Origin of the sequence: Bacillus sp. SA1-12 (assembly GCF_000981385.1) — a bacterium.
Taxonomy (GTDB): domain Bacteria; phylum Bacillota; class Bacilli; order Bacillales; family Bacillaceae; genus Metabacillus.
The window spans coordinates 156,206-176,841 of the sequence record NZ_LATZ01000119.1 but is presented as its reverse complement, the minus strand read 5'-3'; the positions used below and the strand labels follow the sequence as shown (position 1 = coordinate 176,841).

Sequence of the window (20,636 nt, the reverse complement as noted above, 5' to 3'; positions counted from 1 at the left end):
TCACACAAGTACTCTTGTTCTTTCAAATTCCCTTTCCTCGAAGGTTACTTGAACCAAACAAATAGGCAGGTCTCCTGGCTTACACTTCCTTGCGAGCACAACTCCCTTCCCATAAGCATTTGGTTACAGTGGGTATCTGTCATGCAGCTCTGTGATTACAGTGGCGGGACCGCGCTGGATTTACACCAACTTCCCTATTATTCTTAATCTTGTTAAGAACCTATTTGCGAAATCGTTTTTAAGTTGAATCTACGTCATTATAAATGTAGGTTTAAGAGTTGTAAATATATCTAGAAGAAAAAAGACAGATAACTAAGATCCTTCTTTGTTAAATATTATGTAAAGTCACTATGTGTTGGTTGAACCGTAATACTTGAATCACGCAACAGGAACTGGAATAGGGAGACCAAAGCAGGCGGTGTACAGCGCACTTAGGATACTCCCTACCTTCCGCAAAGGAGAAACGCCTGCAGGTAATCAACAATTTTTTAAAAGAATCTTATTTTAAAAAACCACAAGCTAAGGAAAAATTTTTCGATAAAGAAAATAGAGGATTTATACCAGCCCCTTATATTCTCTTCTAATTTTTCTCAACAGCATGTCCGCCGAACTCATTTCGTAGTGCTGCAACAACTTTTCCTGTAAATGTATCGTTTTCTAATGATCGGTAGCGCATTAAGAGTGACAAGGCAATAACTGGTGTGGCGGTTTGCAGTTCTAATGCTGTTTCAATCGTCCATTTTCCTTCTCCGGAAGAATGCATGATTCCTTTAATATTTTCTAATTTTCCATCCTTGGCAAATGCGCTTTCTGTTAGCTCCATCAGCCATGAGCGAATGACCGAACCATTGCTCCAAACCCTTGCAACTCTTTCATAATCATAAGCAAAATCACTTTTTTCTAAAACCTCAAAGCCTTCTCCAATCGCTGCCATCATGCCATATTCAATTCCATTATGAACCATTTTTAAAAAGTGACCGCTGCCTGATTTACCTGTGTATAAATAACCATTCTCAACTGCTGTATCTCGGAAGATTGGTTCAACCTGCTCCCAAGCCTCTAAATCGCCACCAACCATATAATTTGCACCGTTTCGTGCACCTTCCGTTCCGCCTGACGTTCCCGCATCTAAAAAATACAAACCTTTTTTCTTGCATTCAGCATAGCGTCTAATTGATTCTTTATAGTAGGAATTTCCAGCTTCGATGACAATATCACCAGCATGCAACATCGGAGTAAGATCATTTAGTATTGAATCTACTACAATATGCGGCACCATGATCCAAAGTATTCTTGGTTTTGATAATGACCCAACAAGCTCCTTAATAGTTGACGCCCCGCCAGCCCCATATGTTTTTATATCATCTACTGCATCTGGATTGATATCAAACGCAACAACTTCATGATTGTGATCGATAAGATTTTTACTAATATTTAGGCCCATTTTACCTAACCCTATGACTCCGACTTTCATTCTGTACCTCCTCATGAACTCTTATAAGGTTCCATCATTGCCCAGATTTTAATGTTTCCGCTTCAAGAGTGTGTTTATCTAACCACCAGCCAAAGCCATTTTCTTCAAGTAATTTGTGTGAGGCAGCGGGTCCAAATGACCCAGAAGGATAAAAATGGAGCGGGATAAGATTGTCATCAAATGCTTCTAAAATCGGTTGTACCCACTCCCACGATTTTTCAACTTCACTCCAATGAGCAAAAAATGTAGAATCCCCTTGAAAGGCATCTAACAATAACAGCTCATATGCTTTTGGTACATCCACTTCATCTACCTTGAAATCGATAGTAATTGGTTCAATTTTTCCATCTTTTAAAGGATTTTTACTATTTAACTGCAACGAAATTCCTTCATTTGGATTGATTCCGATGACTAACAGATTTGGAGTAGGCTGTTCTTGATTTGGGTACAATTCCTTCAATGAGTTTTTGAATTCGATCACTATTCGGGTAGATTTTTGCTTCATTCTTTTCCCTGTTCTGATATAAAAAGGTACTCCTTTCCAAAAAGGATCGTCTATCCATAAACGAACTGCAACAAATGTATCTGTTGTAGAAGCAGGATCGACTCCAGGTTCTTCTCTATATCCAACTACATGCTTATCAATGATTTCACCTGATTGATATTGGCCTCGTATAACGTCTCTTCCTACGTCTGTTATTTTTAGCGGGCGGATTGATTCAATTATTTTCCTTTTTTCATTGCTAATATCTTCAGGTGTAATTCGTTTTGGCAAATGCATGCCCGTCATCATCAATAATTGAAGCATATGGTTTTGGAACATATCGCGAATGGCCCCTGCTTTGTCATAATAGCTTGCTCGGCTTTCGACACCAACGGTTTCACTGGCTGTTATTTGAATGTTGGCGATATGCTGGTTGTTCCATAATGTTTGAAAAATCGGATTAGCAAACTCTAATGCTTCAAGATTTTGCACCATAGGCTTTCCTAGATAATGATCGATTCGGAAAATTTCCTCTTCCTTAAATGCCGTGCTTAATTTTTTATTTAGCTCTTGAGCTGACTTCAGGTCGTGGCCGAAGGGCTTTTCAATAATTAAGCGCTTCCACCCCCTTGTTGTGCCTAACCCGCTATTTTTTATATGTAAGGCAATAACATCAAAGAATGCAGGGGCTACCGACATATAAAACATTCGATTTTCAGGAATATCACGTTCCTTTTCTTGTAAGCGAACAAGTTCAAGCAGTTTTTTGTACTCATCTTCTTTTGTAACATCTACCTTACAATAGCGAATGATTTCAAGAAAATGCTTCATTTTTTCATCGCATAAAGTTTCATCTGAAAATGTATGAATAGCTCGCCTAATATGTTGATGAAATTCATCATCCGATAAATCGGTCAGACTTGTGCCTATAAATGAAAACGCTGGAGGAAGCTTTTGTTCAACAAAAAGACTATATAAAGCTGGTATTATTTTTCTTTGAGCTAAATCACCTGTTGCGCCAAATAAAATAAAGGTTATTGCATCCATAAAATGTCCCTCCTGTTGATTGAAATAGCGGTTTTATCTGGAGTTTTTAGTTTGTCCAATAGCGCTTTAATTATTTTCCAGGCAAACAAGGATTTCACATAAATAAGCAGAGATACGCTATTCTTACCGTTTCCTACTTAAAGCGGAGAATCCCTAAAATAAGGAAATAACGCTGATAAATGATTGAAGTGCGTTAATAAAGTACTAAATGATGCAAAAACACCCAAAAACAAATAGAGCCCCAATAAGGTTTCAGGACTCAGAAATGATGATGTGTATGAGTTTTGAATGTTACATAGATAATGCTTTATTTGCCATTGTTATATCGTTTTTTAGAAGTTTTTTTAGATTATATGAAGGATAAAAACCTCTTTCATACATATAGTTATAAATTCTCGCATGGCATACGACAGCTAATTGCAATTGTTTTGCTAAAACATTTCTCAGTTCAGGTGTTGCCGTTTCAGTAATTGCTACTGCATAATTTCTAACTGCTGCTTTGGAAAATGCCAATAAATCCCCAGCATAAAAAGCCTTTTCCATATCCCGAAAATCACTTTCACCATCACGCGGTTGCGGTGCTAGTGCATAAAATTTCAATAATTCTCTAATATTCCCCTCTAACTCTTTGATGGATTGGATATAGATCGACTTTAAAGTAGGGCATTGAATGTCTTTTAATGCTTTTTTTAATTTCATTAACCCAATTGATGAAAATGCAACTAGCTCGTGAAGTTCCATTGTTTCATGCCAAGCAAGTTTTCTTGGGTGCTGCATTTGGGTTTGATATGGATTATGATGCATTGTACTCCTCCTAATTCATTAGTCTATACACTAATATTCAGAGAAAAGATGATCGTTAATTGTCCCTGAACAAATGGGCGAAATGATTGCTAATGGCTATTTTAAAGTTATATATAATAATATTATGTAAACTATAAACATAGACAAAAAGCCCGACTATGATGATACTAGAGTCGGGCTCAATTCCATATATGACCACCACAAACTGCTCGTTTAGTGGTGATTTAAAACTTTTTCATATTTTCGTTAAAATCTTCAACCAGATTTTAACCATTTAAAAAACCCGATAGTTCCCTTCCCTTCACATGAGGAACATGAAATGACACCTTCACCAGAACATGTTTTGCACTTGTGATTCCCGAAATCAAACCCTTCACCCGAACAGTTTTGACAGTTTATAAGTCTAGTTCCGTTACAGCCTTTACACTTCATGGGTTTCCCTCCTGCTTACTGTGATTAAGGAGCAGTATAAATCAAAAAAATAAAATAAATGGTTAGAATTTTGCTCCTATTACAGTATATTTGCATTTAGGAATTGATATGATTTCCCCAAGTTACAAATAAATTATATAATTATTACAATATTATAAAGCTCAAAGTGGTCCAGTTTAATCTCACAGGTTGACAATAACTGACGAATCTTTAGTCTATTGTCTATTTTTGCGCTTGCCTGGGAAATGTCAGTTTGAATCTCTCTCTTATCTTTTTTCAATTTTTAAGCAATCCAGAGCTTGCTTTGCTAATTTCTTCGCGTTATCAACTGTGTCTGAGGTTGAAAGGGCTACAGCCATTCTTCTTCCAGTCTTGGTTACCGGTTTTCCAAATATTCTAAGCTGAGTGTTCGGAACAGATAATGCTTGATCCGCTCCTTCGATTGTGTAATCATTCATTTCTCCTTGGGCTTTTAATGGACGACTTGCACCTGGTGCCAAAAGGGTAATTTCAGGAATCGGAAAGCCTAAAATTGCTCTAACATGGAGAGCAAACTCTGATAAATTTTGACTCACTAATGTAACTAACCCCGTATCATGCGGGCGCGGTGATACTTCACTGAAATATACTTTATCTTTTGCAAGGAAAAGTTCCACACCGAAAACACCATATCCGCCAAGTTCATCGGTTATCGCTTTGGCAATCACTTTTGCTTCTTGAAGTTGCTGTTCTGTTATATAATGTGGCTGCCATGATTCGATATAATCGCCATCTTTTTGTACATGACCTATTGGTTCACAAAACATAGTCCCGTTAACTGCTCGAACGGTTAATAGGGTGATTTCAGAGTCAAATGGAATAAATTCTTCGATGATGACTCGTCCATTTTGCACCCTTCCTCCTTCCATGGCAATTCTCCAGCACTCCGCAATCTCTTCTTCTGAGTGACATACACTCTGTCCCTTACCAGAAGAACTCATTAGTGGCTTAATGACACATGGAAAACCAATTCCTTTAGTACCTTGCACAAATTCCTCATAAGTATCCGCAAATTTGTATTTAGCAGTTGGAAGCTCAAGCTTTTCAGCAGCAAGACGGCGAATTCCTTCACGATCCATTGTCAGCTTTGCAGCACGTGCATTTGGTATGACCTGAAAACCCTCATCCTCTAATTTGATAAGTTCTGAGGTTGCAATGGCTTCGATTTCCGGAACGATTAAATCAGGCTTTTCTTTCTCAATAACTTCCCTAACTTCCTTTGGGTCAAGCATATCGATTACATAGCTGCGATGTGCTACTTGCATCGCAGGTGCGTTCTCATATGTGTCAACTGCAACAGTCTCTATGCCAAGACGTTGTGCTTCAATCATAACCTCTTTACCTAACTCGCCTGAGCCTAATAAAACGATTTTCTTTGTATGGTACATGATACCAATCCTCTCCTATCTAGATAAAGTTATTATAAACGAACGTTCTGTAAATAAAAAGAAGTTTTATTCGTATTTTCTTCCACAGACTATGTTTAAAAGATAAATTTCCTTTATTAATTTCAGATTAACCGTAAATTTAACACAATCCGTTAAAAGATAGAAAAGCAATCTGGAATTCACAGATTGCTTCTCCTCCCTTTTTACCATTATAAAAAGCAGACAGGCTCCTTCCCGTCTGCTTCATATATTTTTATATAAAAGTTAAAGTTGATGCTATCTTTAATAAATGTCCTTTATCTGCCCATAAAATAAAATATTGATAGGTTTCTTCATTAATTTTGATCGGCTGCGGATATGTGACAATCAATGCAGACTGCCCCTTCATTTCCTGTCGCTGATCACTAGAAGGATAAATAAAACATGCATTTTGATTCTGAATTTTAGCCTGATTTATTTTTGGCTGAGACCCATATGGCATTAATTGATGAAAAGCTTCATTATGGCAGACTTCATTAATTGAGGAGTCTGAAGCAATTGCAGAAATTTGGAAAAATCCGTTTAACCCTTCAAACCTTTCATCACTTACCTTTATCCAGCTAGCAGGATAAGTAAATTTTACTTTATAAGTATTGTTTATATATGTTTTCCATGTTTCAATAGATTTCCGCAGCGGTGACCATTGTAAAGATGTAATTTTCAAATCTTCAAGTAAGCGAATAGGCGCAGGATGTTTAATGTCAACAACCCACATTTCACTTGCTGTCCCTTGATCATTGCAGCCTGAAAGATAGGCAATTTTTCTTCCGTCAGGCGACCATGTGACAGGGGTAGCAAAACAATCAGAAATAGCCCACGTTCGATCGTTTTCCCCTATTCTTCCCGAAGAACGAATAAACGAATAATACCCTCTGTCTTCAAATGCAGTTGCACTATATGCGAGTTGCAGCGAATTTGGTGACCATTCTGGAAAGTAATTTTTCGCCAACGGTCCCCCGCTCACTTCGACAGTATTTCCAGTCGCTATTTCAATAGTGTGAATGATGGATATGCTTGCACCTGGAGTAGTATATAATGCATACGCTCCGTCTGGAGATAATCGCACATTATTTAGACGTCCCTCTGTATTTCTCGTTATAAGCCGCTTTTCTAACCTATTTGTATTGATCCTGTAAAGCTGGCTAAAACCTGCAGAATCCGGTGCTTGAAACAGCAATTCATCACCGTTAGGAAACCATTGGACATCAGTAGCCGCAGGCTCCCTTATCCTTTGTGCTTGATGGAGGATTATATCATATAAAACAATCTCACCATTCTCTGTGTAGGTAAGCTTTTGACTATTTGGCGACCAATCCAGGAAAACTCCGAGCCCTGTCTCAAACTGGTCGATTTTCGCCACATTTCCGTCATCTAAATCAACTACATAAAGGATGTTATTCCTTCCTACAAAAGCAATTTTTCGGAGATCACCAGACCAATAGGGTACTGAAAAACTGTCTGCTAAATGATTTGTTAACCTTACTTTCTTTCCACTGCTTGGGTAAAACAACCAAATATCATAACCATCTCCACGATTAGATGTATAAGCGATTATTCCACTTACGAAAGGTGGTGTATATGGTATTTTCAACTGCATGCCCGGGTAAATCACATTCGTTTGCAGCTGGTTTACAATCCTTATCGGTTCAGGGTTAATATATCCTCCTACAATGACATTGAAGCGTTTTGCAATCTGATAAAGGGTATCTCCTGGCTGAACCGTGTAGTAGGGAACACCTGGCGGAACGTTTAACAGATCACCTGCTTGAATGATATATGGCGGCTGAAGATTATTTTCTTCGATAATAATGGATTGAGGTATACCAAAATATTGTGAAAGTTTAAAAAGTGTATCACCTTCCTTTACTCGAATGGTTGTAACACCTGGCGGGATTGAGAGCTGATCCCCGATATAAATCGTATAGGGCGGAAGTAAATTATTTGCAGCTATAAGGGAATCGACCGGGAGCTCCCAACGTGTTGCAATTTGAAACAGTGTATCCCCTGAGTGCACAGTATAAAACACTTGCATGCTTATCCCCCCTTAGATCTTCAATTTATTAACTATTTTCATTATTTATGGAGTTCATCTATAAGGGAATATACTAGCTTAGGGAACCTACTAGCAGAAATCTATATCTTTAAAGTATATTCGTTAAGAAAGATGTCCTAAACCAAATTACTCAAAAATTGATTTAGGACATCTCTGCGGTTATAAGGGACATTTATCGAGCTCCCGAGGTTATTATTATTCTCCTGTAAAATTAGGAGGACGCTTTTCTTTAAAGGCGTCAAGGCCTTCTAACCGATCTTTAGTTGGAATCGTTCGTTCATAAGCACTTCTTTCAATTAAGAGTCCAGAATGTAAATCAACTTCAAATCCATTATCAATTGCAAATTTTGCTTGGGTAATGGCAATTGGTGCATTTTTAACAATTTGATTTGCAATCGATAAGACTTTATTTAGCAAAGATTCCGCCGGAGACACGTATTCAACTAATCCTATGTCCTTTGCTTCATTTGCATCTATCCTTCTTGCGGTATAAATCAATTCTTTTGCTTTTCCCTTTCCGACTAATCTTGGCAATCTTTGTGTTCCGCCTGCGCCAGGGATAATGCCAAGTGAAGTCTCAGTAAGAGCAAGCTTTGCTGTTTCTGAAGCAATACGAATATCGCAGGCCAAGGCCAATTCTGTTCCCCCGCCAAATGCTGATCCGTTTATAGCTGCAATCACTGGCTGCGGCAATGCTTCTAAAGCATTTATTGTTTCGCCTATTTTTGCAACAGCCATTTTGACTTGATTTAAATCCATTTCTGCTCGTTCCTTTAAGTCCGCCCCTGAACAAAACATCCTCTCACCTGCACCAGTAATGACCACACATCTAACCAAAGGGTTGAAATTTAATGAAGATATAACCTCTTGTAGTTTTTCTAATAGCTGAAGAGATAAAGAATTGCCTGCCTCAGGGCGATTTAACGTAATCATCACAATACCCTTGTTTAATTTCGTTATTATTAACGGTTTATTCATTCAATTCCTCCTAAGACATTATCCTACTATCTACTATCCTAATTTTCTGCTTATTCCAATCTAAACGGTTTGAAAAACCCCACATCAAGATTCGAGGAGTAAATCAGATGATAAGATGGTGTTAGCTGCCGTAAAGAACTGAAGATGGATTGATGTCCAAAAGATGCGAACGCTAACATATTGCCGCGGCAGTTAAGCGTGATAAGTTTGGTATATCATCAGCGGGGGATGAAGGACTGACTTCGCCACTCCATCGTCTAAGTTGCACTTGTAAAACCTGTCCTTCGAGAAAAACCCCACTGTTAGAAGTATCACTTAATAAATTGTTTTACAAAGGAGGTTGTTGTATTTCCAGACCTAAATTCAGGATGTTCAGCAATTCTTTGGAGCATCGGAATATTGGTTTTAATTCCTTGGATTTCATACTTTGCGAGCGCTGCTTGAAGTCTATCAATTGCCCTTTCACGGTCTTTCCCTTTTACAACAAGTTTTGCAATCATTGGATCATAAAAGGGGGTTACCATTGAGGAATCATGAATACCGAGCTCATGACGGATACCTGGTCCCTGAGGGATATTTAGCTTCGTTATTTTACCTGGTGATGGATAGAACGTTTTAGGGTCTTCTGCATAGATTCTTACTTCTATCGCATGACCATCTTTTTTAACATCTCCTTGTGTAATTGTTAAAACTTCCCCTGCTGCAATACGAAGCTGTTCAGCTACTAAATCTAATCCTGTTATTTCCTCCGTGACAGGATGCTCGACTTGAAGCCGGGTATTCATCTCCAGAAAATAAAAATGCTTCTGTTTATCGACCAAAAATTCAAACGTCCCAGCATTTTTATATCCAATGGTCTTTGCAGCAATTACCGCTGCCTCTCCCATTTTCTGACGGAGAGCCTCATCTAGAAAAGGTGATGGAGCTTCTTCCACCACTTTTTGGTGACGACGTTGGATTGAGCATTCACGTTCCCATAAGTAAATTGTATTTCCAGTTCCATCGGCAAGAATTTGTATTTCGATATGTCTTGGGTGATCAATATATTTTTCCACATACATCGATCCATCGCCAAAGAAATCTTTTGCCCGCTTTTGATTGCCTTCAAAGGCTTTTCGAATTTCATCATCACTTCTTACAATTTGCATTCCGATTCCACCGCCACCCGCTGACGCTTTGAGCATAACCGGGTAACCGATTTGTTTTCCGGCAGCAACAGCCTCCTCTGCATCTGCTAATGGGGAGGATATTCCTTGCACAATTGGAATACCAGCAGCTTCCATTGCCTTTCTTGCTTCAATTTTGCTTCCCATGAGTGCAATCACTTCATAGGATGGTCCGATGAAAACAATACCCAATTCCTCACAGCGTCTGGCAAATTCAGGATTTTCGGAAAGAAGCCCATAGCCAGGGTGAATAGCGTCAGCTTTTGTTCGTAATGCGATTTCGAGGACTTTATCAATATTTAAATAGCTCTCAGCAACTCGTGAACTGCCAAGTAAGCAGGCCTCATCAGCCAGTTTCACATGCGGGGCATCTGAATCAGCTTGTGAGTAAACACCAATCGAATAAATACCTAATGATTTGCACGTTCGCATAATTCGTACCGCAATTTCACCTCTATTAGCGATTAGTACTCTTTTAAACATCCATTCACTCCCTTTTTGCCTAACACCCTATTTGTTTGGCTATTACCATCCGCTGAACCTCAGACGTTCCTTCCCCGATTTCAAGCAGCTTGGCATCTCGGAAGAACCGTTCCACTTGATATTCCTTCATATAGCCGTAACCGCCATGAATTTGGACTGCTTGATCACATACCTTCATACACATTTCTGATGCAAATAATTTTGCAATCGCCGCTTCCTTTTTAAATTTTTTTCCTTGATCCTTTAACCATGCTGCTTTATAGACCATATTCCTGGCAAGTTCAATATTCATTGCCATATCGGCTAATTTAAATTGGATTGCTTGAAATGCAGAAATGCTTTTACCGAATTGTTTGCGATCCTTCGCATATTGAAGGGATTTTTCATAGGCACCCTGGGCGATGCCTACTGCCATAGCCCCAATACCAATTCTGCCTCCATCTAAAGTTGCTAAGAATTGTTTAAAACCATTCCCATTTGTTCCAAGAAGATTTTCTTTAGGAATCGTGACGCCTTCTAATATGAGTTCTGTGGTATTTGAGGAATGCAGTCCCATTTTCTCGTAATTATTTTTCACCTTAAATCCGCTTGCATCGGTTGGAATAATAAAAGCGCTAATTCCTTTTGTTTCATTTGCCAGGTCTGTTACAGCCGTAATGACCAGATTTTTTGCATAGCTCGCATTTGTAATAAAGCATTTTGACCCATTTATCACCCAATGATCTTCATGAAGAACGGCTTTTGTTTCTGTTCCTCCTGCATCAGAACCGGCATTAGGTTCTGTTAGACCAAATGCACCTAAATATTCTCCTTGGCAAAGCGGTGTTAAATATTTTTCCTTTTGATCAGCCGTCCCGAATAAATGAATTGGTGCTGCACCTAAGGAAATATGGGCTGAATAGGTAATACCTGTTGAAGCACAAACTCTGCTTAATTCTTCCGTTACTATGGCGAAGCTGATGGTATCTGCCCCGCTTCCTCCATATTCTTCAGGAAATGGGAGACCCATCATCCCTAGCTCTGCCAATTGCTCAAAGATCTTTTCAGGAAATGCGCCTGTTCGATCTCTTTCATCGGCTCCAGGGGCAACTTCCTCCTCAGCAAATTCATGAATCAAGTTGCGAATCATTTCTTGTTCATTTGTTAAATCAAAATTCATCGCGCTTCAATCCTTTCTTATTTGCGGTCAGATAAAAATCTGTTTCTATTTAACTAGAAAGCTCCAACCTTAGTCCGGTCGTCGATGATTAAATCCGGCTCCGTAACGGATTGAATATCTTTTACCGAATATCCCTTTGCCGTTTCAACAAGTCTTAAGCCTTCACTTGTTATATCAATCACAGCGCGTTCTGTAATAATTCGATTAACAACCCCTTTTCCTGTTAAGGGAAGTGTGCATTGTTTTACTATTTTTGCCTCACCTTGTTTTGTTGTATGATCCATAATGACGATAATTCGCTTTGCTCCATGAACAAGGTCCATTGCACCGCCCATACCTTTGATCATTTTTCCGGGAATCATCCAATTGGCAAGATCGCCATTTTCTGATACCTCCATGCCTCCTAATATCGCTACATCAATATGTCCGCCGCGAATCATGGCAAATGATTCAGCACTGTTAAAATAGCTCGCACCCTGGATGGCTGTCACCGTTTCTTTGCCTGCATTGATTAAATCTGGGTCCATCTCAACATTTTCTGGATAAGGTCCGATTCCTAGAAGACCATTTTCCGATTGCAGTACCACTTGCTTGTTAGAAGGAATATAGTTTGCCACAAGAGTGGGCATTCCGATCCCAAGATTTATATAAAAGCCAGCTTGAATCTCTTTTTCTGCCCTTCTAGCAATCTTTTCTCTACTATTTGCAGACATATTACACCGCCTTTACTTTATTTCCTTTTTTTATGTCGAATTGTTAATCGTTCAATCCTTTTTTCTTGTTTTCCAACAAGCAATTTTTGAACATATATTCCCGGTGTATGAATATGATTAGCCGGCAGCATTCCTTTATCCACCAAATTTTCGGCCTCAGCTATTGTCACTCTACCAGCAGCAGCAATCATCGGATTAAAGTTTTGCGCGGTTTTATTGTAGATAAGATTACCGCTTTTATCTGCTTTCCAGGCACGGACTAAACTGAAGTCTGCTGTCAGCGCTTCTTCCAGTAAATATTCCCTACCATGAAAAATCCGAGTTTCTCTTCCCTCCGCAATCGGTGTTCCTACACCTGCTGGCGTATAAAAGGCAGGAATTCCTGCACCACCGGCACGAATTTTTTCAGCCAATGTTCCTTGCGGGATAAGCTCAACTTCAAGCTCACCGTTCAATACCTGCCGTTCAAACTCCTTATTCTCTCCAACATAAGAGGAAATCATCTTTTTTATTTGTTTCGTTTTTAACAGCAAGCCAAGTCCCCAGTCATCAACACCGCAATTATTTGAAATAACGGTGAGGTTTTTGACACCGGTATGACAAAGGGCCTTGATTAAGTTTTCTGGAATACCGCAAAGCCCAAATCCGCCTACCATTATGGTTGCACCGTCTTTGATTTCACTCACTGCTTCCTTAAAAGACGATAATATAGGTTTCAATCTGATTTCGCTCCTTCTCTTTATAATGCTAAACAGGATATACAGGGTGTTTTCTCTGTGAAAAAGGGAGATATTTCGTCCGATAAGCCTCAAACCGTGTTAGAAGTTCTTTTCTTAGTGAGTTGGCTGGGATGATTCCATCAATAATCATTTCAGATGCAAGTCGATAAAGATCGATATCTTTTTTGTATTCTTCCCGCTTCTTTTCAATAAAAGCCTTTTGTTGATCTTTTGGCAATTCTGCAATCTTATTCGCATAAACTGCGTTTACAGCGGCCTCTGGTCCCATTACCGCAATAGATGCTGTCGGTAAAGCCAAGCAGCAATCTGGTTCAAATGCAGGGCCCGCCATTGCATAAAGCCCAGCCCCGTACGCCTTGCGAACAATAATTGATATTTTTGGAACGGTAGCTTCTGACATAGCGGAAATCATTTTCGCCCCATGACGAATGATTCCTGCTCGTTCCACCTTCGTTCCGATCATGAAACCTGGTATATCTGCCAAAAATAATAAAGGAATATTAAACGCATCACATAACGTAATAAACCTTGCCGCCTTATCTGCTGAATCATGGAAAAGGACACCGCCCTTTACTTTTGGCTGATTTGCTATAATCCCGATCGATTGACCATTTAACCGACAAAAACCTGTAATAAGTTCCGGAGCAAACAAAGCCTTGATTTCAAAGAATGAATGCTGATCGATAATTCGATCAATTAAATCCTTCATATTAAATGGCGCATTCTGATTTTTTGGAATGATTTCTTCTAATGATTGATCATGTGCTTTAGGAGGGATTGCGTCTATTACTGGTGGTCTTTCTGAAAAATTGGCAGGGATATAAGAGAGATATCTGCGTGCTAGAGAAATGGCTTCTTCTTCAGTATTGGCTAAAATGTCACCACAGCCTGAAACAGAGCAATGCATTCTCGCTCCTCCCATCTCTTCAAGCGAAACGCTTTCGCCAATGACCATTTCTGCCATACGCGGTGATCCTAAATACATGGATGCATTCCCATTTACCATGATCACAACATCACAAAAGGCAGGGATATAGGCTCCGCCAGCAGCAGATGGTCCAAATAAAATACAAAGTTGCGGTATTTTTCCTGATAGCTTTACTTGATTGTAGAATATTCGCCCTGCACCGCGTCTACCAGGAAACATCTCAATTTGATCTGTAATTCTTGCTCCAGCAGAATCAACCAAATAAATCAGTGGTACACTGAGTTTTTCCGCTGTTTCTTGGATTCGGATAATTTTCTCAACTGTTTTTGCCCCCCATGATCCGGCTTTAATGGTCGAATCATTAGCCATAACACAGACAGTTTGCCCATTTACTTTCCCGATTCCCGTGACAACACCATCTGCGGGTAAATGCTCTTCCATACAATTAGCGAGCAAAGCGTCTTCTAGTTGTAAACCATTGTCAAATAGTAATTCAATTCGTCTTCGTACAAAAAGCTTTCCCTTTTCCCCATTTTTGTCGTGGTATTTAGGTGCACCTCCTTTTTTTATAGTTTCCAGCTTTTCTTGCAATGCTTTTTCAAGTGACATAGCCGTTCCCTCCTAAAAAGTTCCATAGCATTTAGCATGTAAAGAATTTCATCTGCTGCTAGATGACCTTCTGACCAAAATCCCAATGTTAAATTGGGATTAAAAATAAAAGGAAGCGTTTTCATTATTTTTTTCTTTCGTAACATCGTACTTTCTTATATATGTCGTATGTTACATTAATTCAATTAACACATCACCATCGTCTACAAAGTCACCCTCATTTATTTTTATTTCTTTCACTTGGCCTTTCATATCCGCAGAAATTGGGATTTCCATTTTCATTGATTCAAGGATGATAACATCCTGACCTTCTTCAACTGTATCTCCAACTTCAACTAAGATTTTCCATACACTTCCCGCCATATTTGTCATAATCTGCATTCATTTTTAGCTCCCTTCATTTATGTTCAAAAACTTTTATAATTTAAAAATAACTGCCTAGTTATATACTATTCATGTAAAAGCTAGTTATAATCAACAATGAATTTTTGAATTATTTAAACTTTTTGAGCTAACCATTTAAAAAGAAAAAAGTCAACGTTTTACACGTTGACACTGTCAGCTAAGGCTAAAAAAAGTACCCTATTTATCTCGGCAATTTTTGCATACATTTAGCATTTGATTCCCTTCTTTTCTATATGGATATAATAATTTAATTCTCGTTCTTCCGCAAACCGGACACGTACCTCTGCCTTTAGACGGTAATTTTTTCAATGATTTTCCGCGATTTCTTTTCGCCATTCCCCTTCATCCTAACTGTTTTTAGTATCAATTTATTTAATGATAAAAGGAACTAAAAATTGTTAGGCATTTATTAGGGTTGGCCAAAAATACTTTTCTATTAAAACGTTTCTTGTTCTTTGCGTACTTCTAAGCCCCTTGAATTAATAGAAAGCTTGTAAATAGCATCTAATACCCTTGTCCCAATAAATTGACAAAGGAATGCGTAAATAATAATGTCCCATGAAACAACAAATCCTGTTATACCTAATAAAAGTGCATTAATCAAAAAAAGTGCTTTGCCTGGTGAAAATCCTAAAGTCTTTGAAAGAATTAGGGCTAAAATATCCATTCCGCCTGAGGAGGCTCCCATTCGGAACAATATTCCTAAACCTAAACCAAAGACAACTGATCCTAAAGCAATGTCAAATAACACATAAGATAATGGATTTTTTATCAGCGGGGAAATCAAATTAATTACTGCAGAGGTGACCGTTACACAGTACATTGTCCAAAGCGCGCTGCTTTTACCAAGCCATTTTACTGCTGCAAGTAACAACACGGCATTTAAAAACCAAAGTGAGTAAGCATAAGGAATATTCAATAGGACATTTAATAATACACCAACACTAGCAGCACCACCTGAGGGAATAAAGTGCGGAAATAAAAAAACGGCCATTGCTATGCCTTGTACAGTTGCGGCAATTCCAAGTATGATACATTTGACAAGTATATTCATTAGCAGATCTCCCAGCTGTCATTAAAAATTGAAAAATATAAGACAATTTATTTTAACATAAACAATAAATAGACGTACTCATCTTTTTGGTACATCCTTTCAATGATGAAGTTTAGTGTTTATGTCAGTAAAAACATTCTAATGAATAGAATATGTATTGCAAATTCTTTCATTAAACGTAAATTAAGATTAACTCTGTTTAGGATCTTTTGTAATAAGATTTAATTGTCATTCAGGATTTTATATCCTTGAAAATAAATGAAGTCGGTTAATTTTATTGGAGGCAGCTCATAACAAATGGATAAAAAAGCTCACGCTCACCTCATGTTAAATTGCCAAAATAATTATTATTTTTCCTTTCACTTACATTCTCTTTTAAACTAGCGCTTTAACTTTATGATAAATAGTTGATGAGACTTCAACAATCTTAGTAAAACTTAGCTGATTTGGATGTTTCAAAGAAATCGTATCCATATACTTTTTAAGAAAAGGATAAGAATGCAATTCTCCTTTATATTCTAATTGCAGCCGATCTGCTTGCATTAAATCTTGTGGTGTTACAAGTGATAGCGGCTTATCAACAAGGGATACCCTGCTCATTTTTAATATAGTCACCACAAATTGTGAACAAAAAAAAGCGTTTTTTCTTTCAATTACTTTATTGAATACAATTCCAAAGAGTCCAATGATGTTATATTTATAACAATGCTCATTTTGTTTAATTATTTGGATGTTAATTTTCAATTGATTATATTCACTTTCAGTTACCGAACAACTGTAAACGGCACATTTTGCCCCTTTAAATAAATCCGAATGAATATTTTCTTTCACAAAGCCTCCAATAAAAGGATTTTTCGGATTTTTACGTCCAAAGCTATACATTTCCTCTAATTCTTTATCCAATGCAATCGATGCATGATTTAATGAGTTTTTAGTATATAATTTGATCACTCTAGTAAATAATGTACCTGTATCAGTAAGAAAAATATAAACTTTTTTATTATTCATAAAACACCCTCCAGATGATATCTTGAAGGGATTTTTCATGGCTCAGTTAAACTTGCCTGTTAATTTCTGTGTCAGCTGTTCGCTATATAGTCTGCCGATAAGGAGCCTCATCACCCTCTTTATGTCTGTCGGGTCTCCCTTTGGCATGTTAGCTGCTACTCCATATAGGTTCCACTCAACTTAAACTCATGAACAAGCATGACATGTATTGGCCTGACATATATTCCCTTCCTTTTTATCTTAGCGAACTATTTTATTGAGCATAACAACCTTGAGCGTTAAACATGAGTAAGGCTTAAGACGTATACGGACTTAAGACCAAAAAAATAAGCTGCAACTTATAGGTGGCAGCTTAACCGATTAACAGAGGAAACCTCTTCTTATCCATTTACATACTTATTCTTACTATGTTTCAGGTGATGGCTATTGTTTGCTTTCTTTTCGATTTTATTGATGATGACAAATAACATACCTAATTCTGCCAACATACCAATTGATTGTGCTAAAGCACCGATCTTTCCGTTCCAGTATGGAAATAGACTTGAAGTAAGCAATAATATGAGAAAAGTAAACAATAAATTGGTTGACTGGGAAATAACCATAATTTTTGTTTGCTTCCTTACCATTAACAGTCCGTTACAATAATCGATAAACGGAAAAGCTAGTGTCATTAGCATAAACACTTTTAAACTATCCAAGCTTGCGGCAACTAGGCGTTCATTAGCACCTATTGCGTGCTCAATTATATATCCACCTATAGGTGTAAAGCAAAAAACAGCTAATATACAAGTTGGAATGAATCCAATCATTAACGTAAACCGCTGCACTTTTTGTGGATGATCCTTATAAAATGTTAAAACAATTTGATGAATATAACTAAAAAAACTTAAAAATAGCTGAGCGATACTTAAAGCAATTGCATATGAAGCAATCGCTAACTCGATTTCACTCGTTTTACCTAAATAAGCATTAATAATTGGTCCTACCATAACAATGATGAGGGATGAAAGAATCAGCGGATTGTAAAAATTAAAAATTTGCGACTTCTTCGTAATCGTATGTTGTTCATCATTGTCCACCATTTTTTTGACTAAAGTTCGCCCCTCAATAAAGCTTACCAGACATTCAACGATCATTCCTGATAAAAAGATGATAGCGCCTGTCTGAGCATTAATATTACCCGATCGGATAAACAGAAGGGATAATCCATACATAACAATTAACCGAATGATCATGCCAATTGTCAACCATTTAGTTTGTCTATTTAAGATAATTACCCCTTGAAATAAACAGCGAATCGCAGAAAAAAAAGTGACGATAATTAGAATTTGATAAACATCGACTATTTGAACGATCATATTGGAATCTGCAGCAAAAAAAGTTGAAAAAATCCACTTTCCTGCTGGAGTGTAAGCAATTGTCCCAGCCACAATCATTAAAGCAGCTACGACATATGCTGCAACAGCAGACATGACCTTAAACGATACCCTGTCTCTAACTAGTGCCGAGCATGCATTTCTCAATAATACACCGAGACGTTCTGTTATCCCAAATAAACTCATCGCGATGACATAGCTGGCAATGACAACCTCAGCGTTTTCTCCTCTTGTTAACGTTCCATTAATAATCATGTGAGAAAACGTTACTAAGCTAGCAGATAACCCTAAGGGGATAAAGAACCTTAGAATTTTCTTCGTCGACAGCCCATTTTCTATTTGATCAAATATTTTTCCCATCTCCCTTTTAATTAAAAAACTGGACAACCTTTTTCTTGTTTTTAATGATTTTATCAGATAATGAAAACGCATTCTATAATATTATCATTATTTTTTTCTTTTAGAACTTTATTTATCTATTTTCCCTCTCAAATAGATAAAGGGTGAGAATTACATCTCACCCTTCAGATCTAGATAATCGTTCAATAACGGTGGCTAATAATAATGTCCGCTCCACTAAACTCGGTATTTCCAAATATTCTTTTTCACTATGAGCATTTCCGCCAACAGGACCTAATCCATCAATGGTTGCTACACCAAGTGAAGATGTATACGAGGCATCAGAACCGCCACCAGTAGCTGTGTCTTCAATCTCGACCCCTAATTCTTCGCCAACATCTCTAATAATACTAAGCAACGCGCAGGTTTTTTTATTTTTTTCCATTGGCGGGCGATTCATTTCACCCTCAAGGATGATTTTTGTACCAGCAACATCAGATGATGAACAAATTTTTTCAAGGCGCTTTTCCAATAATTTCACTTGTTTCATTTCCTTAATACGTACATCAATATGGGCCTCAGCATGATCTGAAACGGTATTAACACTTGAACCGCCTTCAATCAATCCGACATTTACACTGATGCCTTTTTCATGGTCGGAAAGTTCATGTAATTGAATGATTTTATGGGCTAATTCTTCAATAGCACTTCTGCCTTTTTCAGGTTCAATCCCTGAATGTGCTGCTTTCCCTTCTACAATAAGCGTATAATTTCCTTTTCCTCTTCTGGCAGAAACAATTGAACCATCTTTTCTTGCCGGCTCTAAGACAAGAGCATATTTTTTTCCCTTTGCTTCTCTTTCAATAAGTTTTCGGGAAGAAGGTGAACCGATTTCTTCGTCACTATTAAAGACAATGCGAATGTCTTTATGGCCATGATACCCTTCATTAATCAATGCCTTTACTGCATATAAAAGAGCCGCATGACTTGCTTTCATATCAATCACACCTGGACCATATGCACGATTTCTTTGAATTCGAAATGGTCTTTCCACAGCCGTACCTTGTGGATATACAGTATCCATATGAGCGAGAATAATGATCTTTGGTTCTTTTGCATCTTTGTGCTCAATGATTAGGTGATTGCCATATTCTGCTTGCTTCTCTAAATAAACATTAAACCCAAGCTCCCGGTAGCATCTTTCTAAAATTTGTCCTATTGTATCGACACCTTTCTTGTGATAAGAGCCACTATCAATATTTACAAGTCTTTTGATGAATAGCAGCATTTCTTTTTGATGGTGTTCTATAAACGATTCCATGAAGCCATTGCCTTCTTTCTTTCCTGCAAATGAAATATAATTATATAGATTTTATCAGAATGAAGGTAAATAGGTAAGTGTTCAAGACTGAAATTTTTTAAAAATAAATGCTGTCACACTTTATTGAATTAAATTTTTTATGATTTACAAGATTTTTATAATGGATATTTTATTATTCATAATTTTATGATAAATTAAATTATACTATTTTGAGAGGAAGCAAAACTATGCCACAATTTAACAATATTACGATTGATAAAAAAGCAAATATTTACTTTGAGGGTAAGGTTACAAGCCGTACCATTTTATTTTCAGATGGTACTAGGAAAACATTAGGCATTATGCAACCAGGTGAATATGAATTTGCAACAAATGTAAAAGAAGAAATGGAAATTGTCTCAGGAAAGTTAGATTATAAGCTTAACGGCGAGGAATGGAAAACAATTGAAGGAAATGGTGTGTTCTACGTTCCTGCAAATGAAACATTTCAAGTAAGAGCAAATACAGTTGTTGATTATTGCTGTTCTTACATAAATAAATAAATCATGTAATGCGGATTTCTCAAAAGGTTCTGCCCCCTCTAACAAGCACTAAAAA

At 37.6% G+C, this 20,636-nt stretch carries 18 protein-coding genes and 1 riboswitch; of the genes, 1 reads left to right on the top strand and 17 read right to left on the bottom strand.

What is annotated here, in order from left to right:
• Positions 1 to 46: 46 nt before the first annotated feature.
• Positions 47 to 239, bottom strand: a riboswitch (cobalamin riboswitch).
• 341 nt (positions 240 to 580) lie between these two features.
• From gnd to WQ54_RS20195, 17 genes are all read right to left on the bottom strand, one after another.
• Positions 581 to 1,474 carry a phosphogluconate dehydrogenase (NAD(+)-dependent, decarboxylating) gene (gnd, locus tag WQ54_RS20270; protein ID WP_046586760.1) on the bottom strand — a complete coding sequence of 298 codons (894 nt, stop codon included), beginning with the start codon at positions 1,472 to 1,474 and terminating at the stop codon, positions 581 to 583.
• A 34-nt stretch (positions 1,475 to 1,508) separates the two neighbouring features.
• Entirely contained in the window at positions 1,509 to 3,005 is a 1,497-nt protein-coding gene (zwf, locus tag WQ54_RS20265) for a glucose-6-phosphate dehydrogenase (protein ID WP_046586758.1), read from the bottom strand.
• A 291-nt stretch (positions 3,006 to 3,296) separates the two neighbouring features.
• Positions 3,297 to 3,782, bottom strand: a complete 486-nt coding sequence (locus WQ54_RS20260) for a spore coat protein (protein WP_046587316.1) — start codon at positions 3,780 to 3,782, stop codon at positions 3,297 to 3,299.
• Between the two features lie 725 nt (positions 3,783 to 4,507).
• Positions 4,508 to 5,668: a phosphoribosylglycinamide formyltransferase 2 gene (gene purT / locus WQ54_RS20255; protein ID WP_046586756.1), complete on the bottom strand. Its 1,161-nt coding sequence runs from the start codon at positions 5,666 to 5,668 to the stop codon at positions 4,508 to 4,510.
• Positions 5,669 to 5,921: 253 nt separating this feature from the next.
• Positions 5,922 to 7,739, bottom strand: coding sequence for a LysM peptidoglycan-binding domain-containing protein (locus WQ54_RS20250; RefSeq protein ID WP_046586754.1), 1,818 nt, complete (start codon positions 7,737 to 7,739; stop codon positions 5,922 to 5,924).
• Between the two features lie 216 nt (positions 7,740 to 7,955).
• Positions 7,956 to 8,738 carry an enoyl-CoA hydratase gene (locus WQ54_RS20245; protein ID WP_046586752.1) on the bottom strand — a complete coding sequence of 261 codons (783 nt, stop codon included), beginning with the start codon at positions 8,736 to 8,738 and terminating at the stop codon, positions 7,956 to 7,958.
• Between the two features lie 311 nt (positions 8,739 to 9,049).
• On the bottom strand, positions 9,050 to 10,387 hold the full coding sequence (locus tag WQ54_RS20240) for an acetyl-CoA carboxylase biotin carboxylase subunit (RefSeq protein WP_046586750.1): 1,338 nt from the start codon (positions 10,385 to 10,387) through the stop codon (positions 9,050 to 9,052).
• 19 nt (positions 10,388 to 10,406) lie between these two features.
• Positions 10,407 to 11,546: an acyl-CoA dehydrogenase gene (locus tag WQ54_RS20235; RefSeq protein WP_046586749.1), complete on the bottom strand. Its 1,140-nt coding sequence runs from the start codon at positions 11,544 to 11,546 to the stop codon at positions 10,407 to 10,409.
• Positions 11,547 to 11,599: 53 nt separating this feature from the next.
• A complete protein-coding gene (locus tag WQ54_RS20230) occupies positions 11,600 to 12,259 on the bottom strand; it encodes a CoA transferase subunit B (protein ID WP_046586747.1) in 660 nt (219 codons plus the stop codon).
• Positions 12,260 to 12,276: 17 nt separating this feature from the next.
• A complete protein-coding gene (locus tag WQ54_RS20225; RefSeq protein WP_046586745.1) occupies positions 12,277 to 12,978 on the bottom strand; it encodes a CoA transferase subunit A in 702 nt (233 codons plus the stop codon).
• A gap of 28 nt (positions 12,979 to 13,006) precedes the next feature.
• Positions 13,007 to 14,536, bottom strand: a complete 1,530-nt coding sequence (locus WQ54_RS20220) for an acyl-CoA carboxylase subunit beta (RefSeq protein WP_046586743.1) — start codon at positions 14,534 to 14,536, stop codon at positions 13,007 to 13,009.
• Positions 14,537 to 14,707: 171 nt separating this feature from the next.
• Positions 14,708 to 14,917, bottom strand: a complete 210-nt coding sequence (locus WQ54_RS20215) for an acetyl-CoA carboxylase biotin carboxyl carrier protein subunit (protein WP_046586742.1) — start codon at positions 14,915 to 14,917, stop codon at positions 14,708 to 14,710.
• 201 nt (positions 14,918 to 15,118) lie between these two features.
• Positions 15,119 to 15,277 carry a hypothetical protein gene (locus tag WQ54_RS34355; protein ID WP_197089635.1) on the bottom strand — a complete coding sequence of 53 codons (159 nt, stop codon included), beginning with the start codon at positions 15,275 to 15,277 and terminating at the stop codon, positions 15,119 to 15,121.
• A gap of 100 nt (positions 15,278 to 15,377) precedes the next feature.
• Entirely contained in the window at positions 15,378 to 15,995 is a 618-nt protein-coding gene (locus WQ54_RS20210; RefSeq protein WP_046586740.1) for a YitT family protein, read from the bottom strand.
• Positions 15,996 to 16,370: 375 nt separating this feature from the next.
• Entirely contained in the window at positions 16,371 to 17,003 is a 633-nt protein-coding gene (locus WQ54_RS20205) for a hypothetical protein (protein ID WP_197089634.1), read from the bottom strand.
• A 380-nt stretch (positions 17,004 to 17,383) separates the two neighbouring features.
• Positions 17,384 to 18,739, bottom strand: coding sequence for a multi antimicrobial extrusion protein MatE (locus WQ54_RS20200; RefSeq protein ID WP_046586738.1), 1,356 nt, complete (start codon positions 18,737 to 18,739; stop codon positions 17,384 to 17,386).
• 157 nt (positions 18,740 to 18,896) lie between these two features.
• A complete protein-coding gene (locus tag WQ54_RS20195) occupies positions 18,897 to 20,039 on the bottom strand; it encodes a M20 family metallopeptidase (protein WP_046586736.1) in 1,143 nt (380 codons plus the stop codon).
• 227 nt (positions 20,040 to 20,266) lie between these two features.
• Between WQ54_RS20195 and WQ54_RS20190 the strand changes: the two genes are divergently transcribed.
• The gene (locus WQ54_RS20190) at positions 20,267 to 20,581 is read left to right on the top strand and encodes a pyrimidine/purine nucleoside phosphorylase (RefSeq protein WP_046586735.1); all 315 of its coding nucleotides are present in this window, start codon (positions 20,267 to 20,269) and stop codon (positions 20,579 to 20,581) included.
• The last annotated feature ends 55 nt before the right edge of the window (positions 20,582 to 20,636 follow it).